We start from the raw sequence: 15202 nt of genomic DNA on the forward strand, positions 1-15202 counted from the left end.
GTGAACAAAGGTTAAGGGCCGATAAATGGTACAACTTAGTCGGTGAATCGCCCAAAGGGGCGGGGCGAAAAAATTTACCGGAATGATGCAGTATTTCATCCGTTCACTCTTCCATCAGTATCCATTTCTTAAAAACAGGGGTCTTTGTCTTGCTGATAATGATACGTTCGGGAATAGGCAAAATGAGATTGACGGACAAACGGCTTCCGAACCACAAGTCGATATCTTTAATCGCTTTCCGGGAGATGATAAACTGGCGGTTTGCCCGGAAGAAATGCCTCTCGTCGAGTTGATCGCCCAAGGCATCCAACGTACGGTCTACCGGATGCTGTTTGCCATCGGAGGTATAAGCCGTCACTTTTTCATTTGCCGTATAGAAATACAGGATATCTTTTACCTGCAAAGGATAAAACTTATCTGTCAGCATGATAAGCAAACTTTTGATCACATGACGCCCCTGTATGACATCGTTGGTCTGCCGGATATGGGCCAGGCGTTCCTCGGGACTGAACAGGCGAAGTTTGCTCAAGGCACGTTCCAGTGAAGTGAGCGTTACGGGTTTCAACAGATAGTCGATACTGCTCACCTGGAAGGCTTGCAAAGCATACTCATCATAGGCCGTAGTAAAAACAACCGGAGCTTCGATCTCGACCTGTTCGAATATTTTAAAAGCGGAACCGTCTGCCAGATGAATATCCATAAAGATGATATCCGGTTGAGGGGCCGTATGGAAATAGACCACACTTTCTTCTATACTTTCCAGTTCCGCTACTATTTCGATCGGGATAATGGAGTTTTGAGCCAATATCGCTTTCAGGGTGCTTACCGCAGCCGTTTCATCTTCTATTATTACAGCATTCATACGATCTATTTCGGTTTATAATAATCTGGATCTTATTCATACCGGTTTATTCGATAAAGGAAGGGACACTTTGAAATATTCTTTCCGGTTGGAGATATTGATATCTTTACCGGTCAACAAACGGTAACGCCCCCAGAGATTCTTTAAGCCGATACCGCTACTGTGCTCCTCCTCAACCTTCGGCTGAACTTTATTGGAGACCACCAACATGTTCTCCCCTGTAGTATAAATGTCGATTTGCAACGGATACTGCTTGCTGATCACATTATGTTTGACTGCATTTTCAATTAACGGCAGTACGCTCAGGATAGGAAGCGACCAAAGTAGCAGGGCCGGTTCGGCCTGTATGGAAAAAAACAGTTTGCCTTCATAGCGTACCCCCAGCAGATAAGTATAGGCTTTTACGAACTGTAATTCTTCTGCCAGCGTAACCATTTCCTTCTTATTGCTTTGGAGGATATAACGGAATACATTCGACAGTTCATCCAGATAAGTCAGTGTCTGTTCCTTTTCTCCATTACGGATCAGCGAATTAAGACCATTGAGTGAATTAAAGAAAAAATGGGGATTGATCTGTCCCATCAGGGCATTGTATGATGTTTGCAGCTTTTCCGTTTTCAACTGTTCATATTCCAGCATCATCTGTTGTTTACCGCTGAGTAGACGGATCAGGAGCACACTCAGAAGTACGGTCAATAAAACAAACAGATGCTCCGTGAGTTGCGGATGAAAAAAGAAGGGAGGTGATGCCATCCGGCTAATGGCTACAGTCTCCATCCGGTCTCTCGCCTTTGAAACAGGCCGCCCGTATCCCGGAATGATCTTATCGGAAGAAGATACCTTCACATTCGGGACATCCTTTATAATAAACTCGTGAATCTCCATATCTTGCGCCAGAAATTCACTCTGGGCAAACGGGTAGACCGTCAGAAGCCCCAGCCCGACAAGAAAACTGACTGCCCCGGCAAACAAGACTACTTTATATTCTTTTAGCTTCAACAGTTTATCCCCCACCTTATACATCTGTACATCCACCATAAAAAGAATGAAGGCAAACAGGAAAAACCAAACCAAAGGAAAATAAAAGAAATAACCATGCAACAGTACAGGAGGCGCCATCATATATTTGTCATTCGTCATATTGACCGCATGATCATAACTACGCATCAACATCGGGAAATTGACAAAAAGGGTCAATAGTACGGATATTGTAAAACCAATCAACAACTCACTCTTTCCGGAACGTAACATACAGGACTAATTTATAGGACGTAAAGATAACGTTCCCCGCTTACATGAAAAATTCCTATCGACGAAACGGACAAAAACATCGGTGAAACGTCCCTTTTCCAATGAAACCTGTATCCAACAAAAAAGCCACCCGAATAAATCGGATGGCTTTTTGTATGGCAATTAAATCCAAACGGATTAGAATCTTCTTTCTTTGATTCTTGCTTTCTTACCTGTAAGAGCACGCAGGTAATACAATTTAGCACGGCGTACTTTACCCAGCTTGTTAACAGTGATGCTTTCGATGAACGGTGATTCGATCGGGAAAATTCTCTCTACACCAACGTTTTCAGACATCTTACGAACAGTGAAACGTTTCTTGTCACCATGTCCTGAGATACGGATCACTACGCCTCTGTACTGCTGGATACGTTCTTTGTTACCTTCTTTAATACGGTAAGCTACTGTAATAGTGTCACCACTCTTGAATGAAGGATACTCCTTCTTTGTAGCAAACGCTTCTTCTGCAATCTTAATTAAATCCATTGTTTTATAGCTTTTTAATTGTAATTTAAAATGAAACGCAATATAACGGGCGACCTGTCCCGACAGAGATTGCGCAAAGCGGATGCAAAGTAACGAAAGATTTATTTGATACGCAAATAGATTGAAGAATATTTGCGTCACTCGTATAAAACCTCGGCAGATTTGTTTATTTTTGGAGAATAATAATGATTACGTGAAGATGAGGAAGATACTTACAATACTGTTTTGCTCTGTGTGTTTACTGACTGCCAAAGCACAGACTATACCCAATATGTACCGTAACGTCGATCAGGCAAAAATGAATCACTGGGTTGATTCCGTGTTCGATACAATGACTTACAACGAACGGATAGGGCAACTCTTTATGGTCATAGCCGAGCCGAAATCGGAGAACCGCAATATGCAACGGCTGATGCGGTATGTGAATGAGATAAAGGTCGGCGGGATCCTTTTCCATAAAGGGAATCCGATCACCCAGGCGGAAGTGACCAACCGGCTGCAGAAAGCATCTCGTGTCCCGATGTTCGTTTCGCTGGACGGGGAGTGGGGGCTGTCCATGCGACTCAGCGGAACGACCCGTTTCCCGAAGAACATGATGCTGGGAGCTATCGAAGATGATAAACTGATCACAGAATATGGCCGGGAAGTAGCCCGCCAGTGCAAAGAGATGGGGATACAAATAAACTTTGCCCCAGACATAGATGTGAACAGCAATACAGACAATCCGGTCATCGGCCTGCGCTCTTTCGGTGAGAATCCGCGGGCTGTGGCCGACAAGGGAATTGCGTATGCCCGCGGTCTGGAAGGTGCAGGCATCATCTCCGTTGCCAAACATTTTCCCGGACATGGCGATACAGCGGAAGATTCACATAACACGTTACCGGCCGTCCACCACGACCGGGCACGTCTGGACAGTGTCGAACTATATCCTTTCAAACGATATATCTATGATGGTTATGCGGGAGTCATGACCGGACATCTCTATATCCCGGCATTGGATAAAACCCGTAACCTGCCTTCTTCCCTCTCCCGCCCTATCGTCACCGGACTGTTGAAAGAGGAGCTGGGTTTCAGAGGTCTGTGTTTCACTGACGCACTCGCTATGAAAGGTGCAACCACCCGCAAATCGGATAACCCGTCGGTGAAGGCGTTGTTGGCAGGAAATGATATTTTGCTTGCACCAGCAGCTCCGATCAATGACTTTACCGCTGTCAAAGAAGCGATCGACGAAGGTATCCTCAGCATAGAGGACATTGAGGCTAAATGCATAAAGATCCTTCAATATAAATATATTACCGGACTGAACAACTATCGTCCGGTCGACACGAAAGGGTTAAGCAAACGACTGAACTCACCGCATGCCGCCTGGCTGGCAGCCAAGCTCAACGCGGAAGCAATCACTTTGTTGAAGAACGAAGAGAATATAGTTCCGCTCAAACAATTGGATAAAAAAAAGATTGCAGCTTTGTCTATCGGTGCATCCGTCGGAAATGAGTTTCAGGAAATGCTGGGACGCTATGACAGTGTTGCTTGTTTTAGCATCAGCCGCAATTCAACTGCCGCACAAGTTCAGAACATCTATAAACAACTGGAAAAATACGATGTGATCATCTGCGGCATACATACTGTCCGTATCCCCGAAAGCCTGTTACTCCGCCAGTTAACCTCAAAAAAAGAAGTAGTCTTCGCTTTCTTTACCCTGCCTTATTCCTGTAAAGAATATAAGAGTTCCATCATGAAGGCCAAAGCGGTTGTCATGGGATACGAAGGCACCCCTCTTGCACAGGAATATGCTGCACAAGTCATTTTCGGAGGAGTCCCGGCCAAAGGCAAGCTGCCTGTCACGATTCCCGGACTATTCCATGCCGGTTCAGGTATCTTTACTGAAAAGACACGGCTCGGCTACCATGAACCGGAAGAAGTCGGAGCCAATGCCGTACGTCTGGACGTTATCGATGCGATTGCTGAAGACGGACTCGAACAAAAAGCTTATCCCGGTTGTCAGGTACTGGTAGCTAAAGACGGAATGATCATTTACGATAAATCATTCGGCTATTTTGATTACGACCAGAAACAGCAAGTAGAAGAAAAATCCGTCTACGACCTCGCCTCTGCCTCCAAGGCGGCAGGTACATTATTAGCGGTAATGAAAGCCTACGATGAAAAGAAGTTCACCCTCAATAACAAAATATCGGATTATGTTCCTGAATTGAAGGACTCCAATAAAAAAGACCTGAATATAAAGGAACTGCTTTACCATCAGTCGGGGGTTATCTCCACAATCAACTTTTACCTGGATGCAATTGATAAAGACAGCTATAAAGGAAGTCTTTACAGCCGCGAAAAGAATGCTACACATCCGGTACGCTTCGATGCCAAGACCTATGTCCGCAACGACTTCAAATACTTGCCGGAACTGGTATCTTCCACCCAAAAGCCGGGATTTACCACCGAAGTCGCCCGCAACTTCTACCTGCACGACTCTTTCAAAGACAGTATCATGCAGGATATAAAAGACTCACGGCTCGGTACACGCGGAAAGTACGTATATAGCTGTGTCAACTTCATCATGCTGAAAATGATGGTGGAAAATCAGATGAAACAGCCGATGGACCAGTTGCTTCATAACGATTTCTACAGTCGGTTGGGAGCCTGGCACACGACCTATAATCCACTCCAAAGAATGGACAGCCTGCAAATCGTCCCAACCGAGAATGACCAGTTCGTACGCCGCCAGTTATTACGCGGTTATGTACATGACGAGGCTGCCGCCTTCCAGGGAGGTGTATCCGGTAACGCCGGACTGTTTTCGAATGCCAACGACCTGGCGAAAGTTTTACAGCTTTTCCTGAACCAGGGCACATACGGCAACGAACCATACTTGTCAGCAGAAACCTGCCGCCTTTTCACTCAAAGCAAAAGCCCGACAAGCCGCCGCGGACTGGGTTTCGACAAGCCTGCCGTCGGAACGCACAAAGGTTCCCCCTGTAGTAACCTGACACCACCTTCGACGTACGGCCATACAGGTTTTACCGGAACTTGTTTCTGGGTGGACCCGGATAATCAGTTACTTTATATATTCCTCTGCAACAGGGTTAATCCGTCACGGACCAACAACAAACTCAGCGCCTTAGATATCCGTACACGCATACAGGATGCAATCTATAAGGCGATTGATAGGAAAAGCCAAAAAGATTAGTATTTTTGCACCACCTTATTATAACAACATTAATTACTAAAACAAATAAAGTATGCTATTCGGACACGGTGATGACTTTTACAATTCGCAGAATGAAGTGAAGATAAACTTCAGTTCTAACGTATGGCACGGTGCTAACCTTGATAAACTCAAGGAACATCTTAATGAACAGTTCAGTAAACTGACACGTTATCCGGAGCCGGATGCTGCATCACTGAAAAGACTGCTTGCCCGCCGGTATGAAATAAAAGAAGAAAATGTAGTGGTGACAAACGGCTCGATAACTGCCTTCTATCTGATCGCCCAGGCATGGAAAGGGGCTAAATCCACCATTGCCGTACCTTCATTCTCGGAATATGAAGATGCTTGCCGCCTGCATGAACATGAAATCAATTTCTTCTCTACCTCCGATGATCTTTCGGAACTTTCTCTGGAAGGACAGGATTTCTGCTGGATATGTAATCCTAACAATCCGGACGGAAAACTGCTTCACCGTTCTGAGCTTCTGAGATTGATCGCAGCTAACCGCAATACGAAGTTTATCATCGACCAGGCTTATGTAGCCTTTACGACAGAAGACATGTTGAAACCTTCCGACGTAAAGAACAACCCGAACCTGATCCTGATCCAGTCCATATCGAAAGCATACAATATTCCAGGATTACGTATCGGCTATCTGGTCGCTTCTCCTGAAATAGCAGCGGAAGTAAACAAATATATCATCCCCTGGTCGGTCAATGCCATCGCACTCGAAGCCAGCAAATATATCCTGATCCATCCGGCCCAGTTCACCCTGCCTATCCGCAAATGGCAACGTGAAACAGCCGAACTGATCTATCAGCTGAATAAATTCGACAATCTGGAAGTGATACCAACGGCCACAACATTCTTCCTTGTCCGCCTGAAAAAAGGGACAGCTGCCGAATTGAAAAAGTATTTATGGGACAATTACGGTATCCTGATCCGCGATGCATCCAACTTCCGCGGACTGGATGAAACGTATATCCGCCTGTCCACCCAGACAACAGTAGAGAATCAGATTCTGATCGATGCGATCCGCGAATGGTTCGCCCAATTATAAGTAAAGAGTTGATTTACAATTTATAATTCAATCCCGGCATATCTATCAGATTGACATGCCGGGAATGTTTTTTCAGTTCTAAACGATTAAGATCGTTATTCCCACCATCTAAAAGACAACCTTCCTGGTATTAGATGTAAAAGTCCGTACATCTTTATAGGTAATGCATGCTTTTCTTTTTCGTAAAGCATACACTACACATATGCAACCTATGCCTTACAAAAATAAAACAGAGACCTTACTTATATCAAAGTCATAAGAAAAACGGTTAAAAGTCATATGCTTAACGATTAATATACAGGATAAAATTGCTTAATCCTCAATACCCGGCACCAAACTGTATACAACAAATAAAACAACAAGAAAAAGAGAACGATCTATAATATCCTTTACAGAAACTTTTATCTTTGTAAAGAATTACCAGTATCGTCTTGAGTTTGAACACTCCGGTCGATAAGAGATCCGAATTATACACATTAATATTAATATAAAAATATCGATTCTATGAATCTTTGCAACCGACTTTTACGACAACTGATCATATGCCTTTTTTGTCTCTTTACAGTCGTTAGTTTACAGGCACAGATCAGCGAGGGAGGCCTGCCGCCTAGTTTTCAGTTCAAATCTAACTTGCGAAGTACAGAGCAAGCCATACAAATCCCGGTAAATTTCAGTGTCGAAGACCTAAAAGTTGTCGATGCATGGCATGTTAGCCAAGGTGCTCCGCTGTGTATTGCCAAAGTAATCGACACCGACTTCAACATAGCGAACGACGGGGACTGGATCACCTTACCTGATGGCCAGCAAGTATGGCAGTTACATCTGCAGGCGAAAGATGCAATTGCCCTGATCTTCTATTATTCCGACTTCTACATTCCGGAAGGAGGCAAATTGTATATTTACAATGCAAACAAAACCCAGGTATTGGGAGCCTATACCAACCGTACACATCCTCAAAACGGAGCTTTTGCAACCGAACTTATCGCTGGTGATGAAGCTGTACTGGAATATGTACCCGCCCCCTCTGGAAAAGAAGTGCTTCTGCGAATCGACAAGGTAGGATACGGATACAACCACTTATCCATTGAAGCCCCCGGTGCCGGTCAGTCAGGTCCTTGCCAGGTTAACATCAATTGCGAAGAGGGAGACAGCTGGCAACTCCAAAAGAAAGGAATCATTCAGATGATACAATTGATAGACGATGCCACCTATATCTGTTCTGCTTCTTTGATAAATAACACAGCGAAAGATAAAAAACCTTATGTATTAAGTGCCTTCCACTGCTCACAGAATATGTCTGGAACAAAGGAGGCTACCGAAGAAGAGCTGAATCAATGGTTGTTTTATTTTCACGAAGAACACTCGGGTTGCGATAACGAATCACCGATCCTTCCGATCAAAACCATGGTCGGTTGTACCCGAAAAGTTGCTATCCCTGTCGAATACGGTTCAGATGGCCTGCTCCTGTTATTGAATCAGAATATACCGGACGATTACGATGTGTTTTTCAATGGATGGGATCGTATAAACAAACCTTCTCTCTCCGGAGTCGGAATTCACCATCCGGCAGGCGACTATATGAAGATATCCACTTACGGTAAATATCCCACAGAATCAGCAACCTGGCGGAATAGAGACACTGGGCAAACAGGAGCGAAAAACGCTCATTGGAATGTCATCTACGATGCAACCCCCAACGGACACGGAGTAACCGAAGGCGGTTCTTCCGGTTCACCGCTGTTCAACAGTAACGGATTAATCATCGGGACATTGAGCGGAGGTGACTCCAGTTGCGAAGACCCCGAAGGCATCAACCTATATGGCAAATTATCCTTCCACTGGAATAAATACAGCGAAAACAATACAGGCAGGATGGATCTCTGGCTCGACCCATTGCAAACGGGAGTAACCACGCTGTATGGAATGACGCAAACGGGGGAAACGATAGGAAGTAACTATAAAGGCCCCGCCGATCTGACATATCAGGAAACAGACAACAGAGATATTTTATTGAAATGGTCGGCTCCCTTATACGATCAGTTAGCAGGATGGGGTACGTCAAGCCGTTACAATCAATACGGATTACGAGGGGAACCTTTCTATTTCGCACAAAAATGGGACACGAGCGACTTGTCCCCCGTGCATAAGAAAACGATTACACACGTCTGCATCTATCCGGTATCGAATGTAACATACGGTATATATATCAAGCAAGGAAATCGTATCTATGAAGAAGATGTCATCGAATCCGATCCTGACAAATTCAATTCGGTCAAACTCAAAACACCCTTTGTAATCGATTCTAATCAGGAGCTACTGGTAGCCATCCATGTGAAAGAATATGGCAATGACGTTTATCCGGCTTTCGTTGATGAGGGACCGGCAATAGATGGAAAAGGAAATATTTATTCGTTAGACGGAAAAGAGTGGAAAACTTTCGCAAAGGAGGAGTTAAATGCCAATACACTCCTGGCCATTAACATTTCATCTCAGGATGGTGAATTAACTTCAAACTATACGGCATCCGGTATGCGACGCATACCGGTTACTCCAGCCGAACCCTCGGAGACACGTCGGTTGTCAGTCAAAAGATCAAATGTTGTTTCTGATTTGCCCGAAAGTTCCCTGATCACAGCTTTCCCTGAATTGACGGAATATAAGGTATATCAGGATCAATCTCCACTAGCGACACTGCCGGGCTCACAAACACAATATACGGTCAAAAACAGAATCTCCGACGTATCGCTGTTTCAGGTATCGGCCCTCTATGGGAAAGAGGAAAGTCTTCCCGTCAGTGCCCGAATAGAAACAAGCGTCAGCAACGAACTGACACCGGTTAAAGAGGAAATAGATATTCACCCTCGTGTATTCAGCGAAGAAGTTCAGATACAAAATCACCAGCAGGTAAAGGTGTTGGAAGTTTATTCTTCTGATGGCAAACTGGCACGGAAAATACAACGTCCGAACAACATACTGAACACCAGCAGCCTATCCACTGGCATTTATTTCTTCAGGCTTTCTACAGAGGAAGGGACAAAGACCATACAAGGTATAAAGCACTAAAGGATAAATCTGCATATACATAAAAAGCCTCTCTGATAATTCTACCAGGGAGGCTTTCAAATATATATCAAATCTATTTCTTACTTTTTGTAAGTCTTATAGCCATAGACAGCCAGGTTACCCAATTCTTCTTCAATGCGAAGCAGCTGGTTATACTTAGCCATACGGTCTGAGCGGCTCAACGAACCGGTCTTGATCTGTCCTGAATTAGTAGCAACAGCGATGTCGGCAATCGTAGCATCTTCCGTTTCTCCTGAACGGTGTGAAGTTACAGAAGTATATCCGTTACGGTGAGCCATCTCGATAGCATCCAGTGTCTCAGTCAATGTTCCGATTTGGTTTACCTTAATCAGGATAGAGTTGGCACAACCTTCTTCAATACCTTTTTTGAGGAATTCTACGTTTGTAACAAACAAGTCATCACCCACCAGCTGAATACGGTCACCCAAAGCCTTGGTTAACTTCTTCCAACCTTCCCAGTCGTTTTCATCCATACCGTCTTCGATCGAGTCGATCGGATATTTATTTACTAATTCGGTCAGATATAATACTTGTTCGGCAGCTGTACGCTTTGCACCATTCGGACCTTCAAATTTGGTATAATCGTAAGTTCCTTTCTTATCATAGAACTCAGACGAAGCACAGTCCATAGCGATAGTTACATCCTTACCCGGCTCGTATCCGGCAGCCTTAATTGCAGCCATAATAGAACCCAGTGCATCCTCTGTTCCGTTAAGAGCCGGAGCAAAACCTCCTTCATCACCAACAGCAGTACTCAGACCACGGTCGTGCAAAACTTTCTTCAATGCGTGGAATACTTCGGCTCCCATACGCAAACCTTCACGGAAACTCTTTGCGCCTACCGGGCGGATCATAAATTCCTGAAATGCAATCGGAGCATCGGAGTGCGAGCCACCATTGATAATGTTCATCATCGGAACAGGCAGCACATAAGCATTCGTTCCGCCGATATAACGGTAAAGCGGCTGGTCCAGATAATTGGCGGCAGCTTTAGCTACGGCAAGCGAAACACCCAGCATGGCATTGGCTCCCAGCTTAGACTTCGTCTTTGTTCCGTCCAAAGCGATCAATTTATGGTCGATCTCACGCTGGTTCAAAGCACTCATACCGATAATTGCTGGTGCAATAATCTTGTTCACATTATCTACGGCTTTCAGAACACCTTTGCCGCTATAACGTTTTTTATCGCCATCACGAAGTTCGATTGCTTCGTTTTCACCGGTTGAAGCACCAGAGGGAACAGCAGCACGGCCAAACGCACCACATTCAAGAAGTACATCTACTTCTACTGTCGGATTTCCACGGGAATCAAGGATTTCTCTACCTATTACTTTTTCAATTTTCATAACCTAAATATTTAGTACTCTATTATTTTTCACTCAGTACAAATATAACAAAGTTTACACGCTGATTGTTGCCAGTCCCTTATAGAGTTTTTCGATGAATAAATAGAAGAGTTTCTTTTTCAATTCAATATTTTATCTAAATTTGCGCCTTGTAATGGTTGACAATTTTTTCCTAAAAAGTTTCAACCATTTGCAACTTCCAACTGTTTTAACATAAAAAGTCTTGTTTTGTTGGGTTATGAAAAAGATTCTATCCATATTGACACTCTTTATTCTGGTCCTTATCGGTCAGGAGGTAGTGTTCAATGCAGATAGTGGAACGATAGTCCAACAAGGTTACACAAATGACAATGCAAGCACCTCTTCTCTGAATAAAGAGCTTAAGAAGTTTGAGTTAGGGAAAATTCCTCTTGAGTCTTACGATATAACAGCCCGTACCAAACCGGCTTCCGATAACTACGAACGACTGTTCAAATTATCGAACAACAATAAAAACCTTCTCCTCCTACATCTGAAAGGTCAAGCTATACAATATAAAGTATCAGAGACTTTATCTACTATTCAAACCATAAACTACTCTTCGCTTCGTAAATGTGGAAATCTTTGGATCTACGTTTTACGAAAACTCGTTATTTGATATTATAGATTAAACAACTGTAATCGATGGTTATGCCTTTTTTGTAAGGTATGATCCGAATGCACATTCCCTTATTTGTGCACTCAGACTATTATTTTCTGTTTATTATCTCCAATATAATATCAAAATTATGAAAACAAATAAATCTGTTATATTAAAAACATCCAACGGCGTATCAGCCGGTATCGTTATTATCGTTTGCTTTATCCTGGCTGTATGTTTCTTTGAATTCGTCCTGGGTAATCCATCTAACTTCATGGATAATAATCCTGACAACCATCCGCTTCCCGGAAATTATGCAGGTACGATCTATAAAGGGGGTTATATAGTTCCTGTTGTAATCACTCTTCTATTGACTGTTATTACATTAAGTGTAGAACGTTTCATCGCTATCAGCCGCTCCAAAGGGAAAAAAGGATTGATGGGGTTCGTGCAGACCATAAAGAAAGACCTGGAAGAAGGTAATCTGGATGCCGCAAAAGCAGCCTGTAAAGAACAGCAAGGCTCCGTTGCCAATGTCGTTAACGCAGCTCTGACACGCTATGCGGATGTAGAACAAAGAGCAGACCAGACAAAAGAACAAAAGATGGTCATCATTCAAAAAGAGATTGAAGAAAGTACGGCGCTGGAATTACCTACTATGGAACAGAACTTGCCTGTCATCGCTACGATCTCAACGTTAGGTACCTTGTTTGGGTTGCTGGGAACAGTATTAGGTATGATCCGTTCGTTCGCCGCTTTGGCTAATGCAGGTGCTCCCGACTCCGTTGCTTTGTCTACTGGTATCTCTGAAGCGCTGGTTAATACGGCTTTAGGTATCGCCACCGGTGCCATGGCCATCATCTCATACAACTATTTCACCAGTAAAATAGATAATATTACCTATGCTATTGACGAGATAGGTTTCTCTATCGTACAGACATTCGCCGCTAAACACTGAAGCATATGCCTAAGATCATAGTAAAACGCAAAAGTACATTCATTGACATGACGGCAATGAGTGACGTAACGGTATTGCTGCTTACTTTCTTTATGCTGACATCTACCTTTATTCAGAAAGAACCGGTTATGGTAACGACACCGGGGTCTGTTTCCGAAATCAAAATACCGGAAACGAATATTCTTTCAATCCTGGTAGACCCGGACGGGAAAGTATTTATGAGCCTGGATAAACAGGAAGATAAGGCAAATGTATTGAAGATGCTGGGAAAAGATTATGGTATAAACTTTACCGACAAAGAAATATATGAATTCAGTCTGCTTCCTTCCTTCGGTGTGCCTATCCAGAATATGCAGGAGTTTTTGAATCTCCCGGGATCCGAACAAGACCGGTTAATAGTCAACTACGGAATCCCGGCCGACAGTACCAACAACCAGTTTAAAGCGTGGGTTCAACATGCCCGCGAAGTAAACCGTGACCTGGTGATTGCCATTAAAGCCGATCAACAGACTCCTTATCCGAAGATTAAGAACATTATGAACACATTGCAGGACTTGAGGGAAAACAGGTATAACCTGATCACTACTCTCAAAAATGTACCTGACAATGCCTAAACAACAAACGTTATGGCAGAAGTAAATACAGATAAAGGAAAAGGCGACGGCAAGAAAGGTAAACAGAAAAAGGTGAATATCCGTGTGGACTTTACTCCGATGGTGGATATGAACATGTTGCTGATTACTTTCTTCATGCTCTGTACTTCGCTCAGCAAACCGCAGACCATGGAGATCAGTATGCCGTCGAAAGACCATGTGACGGAAGCCGAACAGACGAAAGTAAAAGCCTCCAAAGCCATCACTCTTATACTGGGTGAAGACAGCAAGGTGTATTACTATTTCGGCGAACCGGATTACGAACATGTTGAATCGCTGCAGACTACCGACTTCTCTTCCACCGGATTACGTAACATTCTTTTGGAACGTAACGCCGATGCCGTACAGAAGATCACGGAACTGAAAGTAAAAAAGCTGAATAAAGAAATCTCCGAAGATGAGTTCAAAAAGCAAGCCGCAGAAATAAAAGGAGGTAAAGACGCACCGGTCGTACTGATCAAAGCTACCGACGATGCTTCTTACAAAGACTTAGTGGATGCACTCGACGAAATGCAGATTTGCAACATAGGTAAATATGCGATTGTCGATATCACTGACGGAGACAAATTCCTGGTTGATAATCTAAAAAGCGGGGGCGAACTATCCAAGGAGATCGCCCAGGCGAATAAAAAATGACGATCATGATTAATATTAATAATATAAATCTAAACTCACCGGAATGGACCGATTTGATCTTCAAAGGAAAGAATAAAGAATACGGAGCTTATGAGCTACGCAAAAATTCTTCCCGCAGACATATTCGTGCCCTGGTCGTCGTTACCATCGGAGCAATCCTGGTAATGACCATTCCGGCTTTAATCAAATCTGTCATCCCGCAACATACCAAAGAGCAGGTACTGGAAGTTACAACACTTTCCAACCTGCAGATGGAAACGAAGGTGCCGGAAGAAAATCAAATTCGTAATATCGAGGCCCCTCCTCCTCCCGTACTGAAAAGTACGATCAAATTTACTCCGCCTGTCATCAAAGCGGATAAAGATGTAAGGGATGAAGAGGAGATCAAAACACAGGAAGAGCTGACCACATCCAAGTTGGCTATCTCTGTTGCCGATGTAAAAGGCTCTGACAGTGAAGACGCAATCGACATCGCCGACCTGAAAGATAACAAAGAAGTGATCGAGGAGGAAACGACTCCTTACGTAGCTGTTGAACAGATGCCACAATTCCCCGGTGGGAACGAAGCACTGTTGAAATACATCAGTACTCATTTAAAGTATCCGGTAATCGCTGCTGAAAATGGTATCGAAGGAACAGTCACACTCCGCTTTGTTGTCAGTCCGACAGGCGAAGTCACCAAGGTGGAGATCCTAAGACAGTTGGATCCATCCTGCGACAAAGAGGCGATACGTGTTATCAAGTCTCTTCCGCAATGGGTCCCGGGAAAACAAAATGGTAAACCTGTACCGGTCTATTTCACAGTCCCGGTACGCTTCAGATTGCAATAAGATGGAGGTAAAGTGTATAAATACGAGGCTTGTTTGGGGTATATCCATGATTGTGATATACCTCGGCATGTCTTTTCTTCTAATCTTCACGAACTTGTTTAACGAGAATATGTCATTCTATATGCGGATGATATTTGGTGTCTTATTCTTTTGTTACA

12 protein-coding genes are annotated in these 15202 nt (G+C 43.7%); 8 read left to right on the forward strand and 4 right to left on the reverse strand.

Annotation, left to right across the window (positions count from 1 at the left end; translation table 11 throughout):
* Window positions 1-103: 103 nt before the first annotated feature.
* The 3 genes from DWX23_RS17140 to rplS all read right to left on the reverse strand — a co-directional run bounded on the left by DWX23_RS17140 (window position 104) and on the right by rplS (window position 2638).
* A complete protein-coding gene (locus tag DWX23_RS17140) occupies window positions 104-862 on the reverse strand; it encodes a LytTR family DNA-binding domain-containing protein (RefSeq protein ID WP_122357159.1) in 759 nt (252 codons plus the stop codon).
* Between the two features lie 36 nt (window positions 863-898).
* Window positions 899-2113: a sensor histidine kinase gene (locus tag DWX23_RS17145; RefSeq protein WP_122357158.1), complete on the reverse strand. Its 1215-nt coding sequence runs from the start codon at window positions 2111-2113 to the stop codon at window positions 899-901.
* 177 nt (window positions 2114-2290) lie between these two features.
* A complete protein-coding gene (rplS, locus tag DWX23_RS17150) occupies window positions 2291-2638 on the reverse strand; it encodes a 50S ribosomal protein L19 (protein ID WP_122357157.1) in 348 nt (115 codons plus the stop codon).
* A 199-nt stretch (window positions 2639-2837) separates the two neighbouring features.
* On the opposite strand from rplS, the gene DWX23_RS17155 reads away from it, so the two are divergent.
* The 3 genes from DWX23_RS17155 to DWX23_RS17165 all read left to right on the forward strand — a co-directional run bounded on the left by DWX23_RS17155 (window position 2838) and on the right by DWX23_RS17165 (window position 9981).
* On the forward strand, window positions 2838-5837 hold the full coding sequence (locus DWX23_RS17155; protein ID WP_122375382.1) for a glycoside hydrolase family 3 N-terminal domain-containing protein: 3000 nt from the start codon (window positions 2838-2840) through the stop codon (window positions 5835-5837).
* A gap of 52 nt (window positions 5838-5889) precedes the next feature.
* Complete coding sequence (locus DWX23_RS17160) at window positions 5890-6918, forward strand: aminotransferase class I/II-fold pyridoxal phosphate-dependent enzyme (protein WP_122357155.1); 1029 nt, start codon at window positions 5890-5892, stop codon at window positions 6916-6918.
* A 504-nt stretch (window positions 6919-7422) separates the two neighbouring features.
* A complete protein-coding gene (locus DWX23_RS17165) occupies window positions 7423-9981 on the forward strand; it encodes a T9SS type A sorting domain-containing protein (RefSeq protein WP_122375383.1) in 2559 nt (852 codons plus the stop codon).
* 80 nt (window positions 9982-10061) lie between these two features.
* Here the strand turns inward: DWX23_RS17165 and eno are convergent, their stop codons facing one another.
* A complete protein-coding gene (gene eno / locus DWX23_RS17170) occupies window positions 10062-11348 on the reverse strand; it encodes a phosphopyruvate hydratase (protein WP_122357153.1) in 1287 nt (428 codons plus the stop codon).
* A gap of 238 nt (window positions 11349-11586) precedes the next feature.
* On the opposite strand from eno, the gene DWX23_RS17175 reads away from it, so the two are divergent.
* The 5 genes from DWX23_RS17175 to DWX23_RS17195 all read left to right on the forward strand — a co-directional run bounded on the left by DWX23_RS17175 (window position 11587) and on the right by DWX23_RS17195 (window position 15044).
* On the forward strand, window positions 11587-11985 hold the full coding sequence (locus DWX23_RS17175) for a hypothetical protein (protein ID WP_122375384.1): 399 nt from the start codon (window positions 11587-11589) through the stop codon (window positions 11983-11985).
* A 130-nt stretch (window positions 11986-12115) separates the two neighbouring features.
* Window positions 12116-12925 (forward strand): MotA/TolQ/ExbB proton channel family protein, encoded by an 810-nt coding sequence (locus tag DWX23_RS17180; protein WP_122357152.1) that lies wholly within the window; start codon window positions 12116-12118, stop codon window positions 12923-12925.
* Between the two features lie 5 nt (window positions 12926-12930).
* Entirely contained in the window at window positions 12931-13539 is a 609-nt protein-coding gene (locus DWX23_RS17185; RefSeq protein WP_075558828.1) for a biopolymer transporter ExbD, read from the forward strand.
* A gap of 12 nt (window positions 13540-13551) precedes the next feature.
* Window positions 13552-14214, forward strand: coding sequence for a biopolymer transporter ExbD (locus tag DWX23_RS17190; protein ID WP_122375385.1), 663 nt, complete (start codon window positions 13552-13554; stop codon window positions 14212-14214).
* 14 nt (window positions 14215-14228) lie between these two features.
* Entirely contained in the window at window positions 14229-15044 is an 816-nt protein-coding gene (locus DWX23_RS17195) for an energy transducer TonB (RefSeq protein WP_183672393.1), read from the forward strand.
* Window positions 15045-15202: the final 158 nt, after the last annotated feature.

The organism is Parabacteroides sp. AF18-52, assembly GCF_003479145.1.
Classification (GTDB): domain Bacteria; phylum Bacteroidota; class Bacteroidia; order Bacteroidales; family Tannerellaceae; genus Parabacteroides; species Parabacteroides faecis.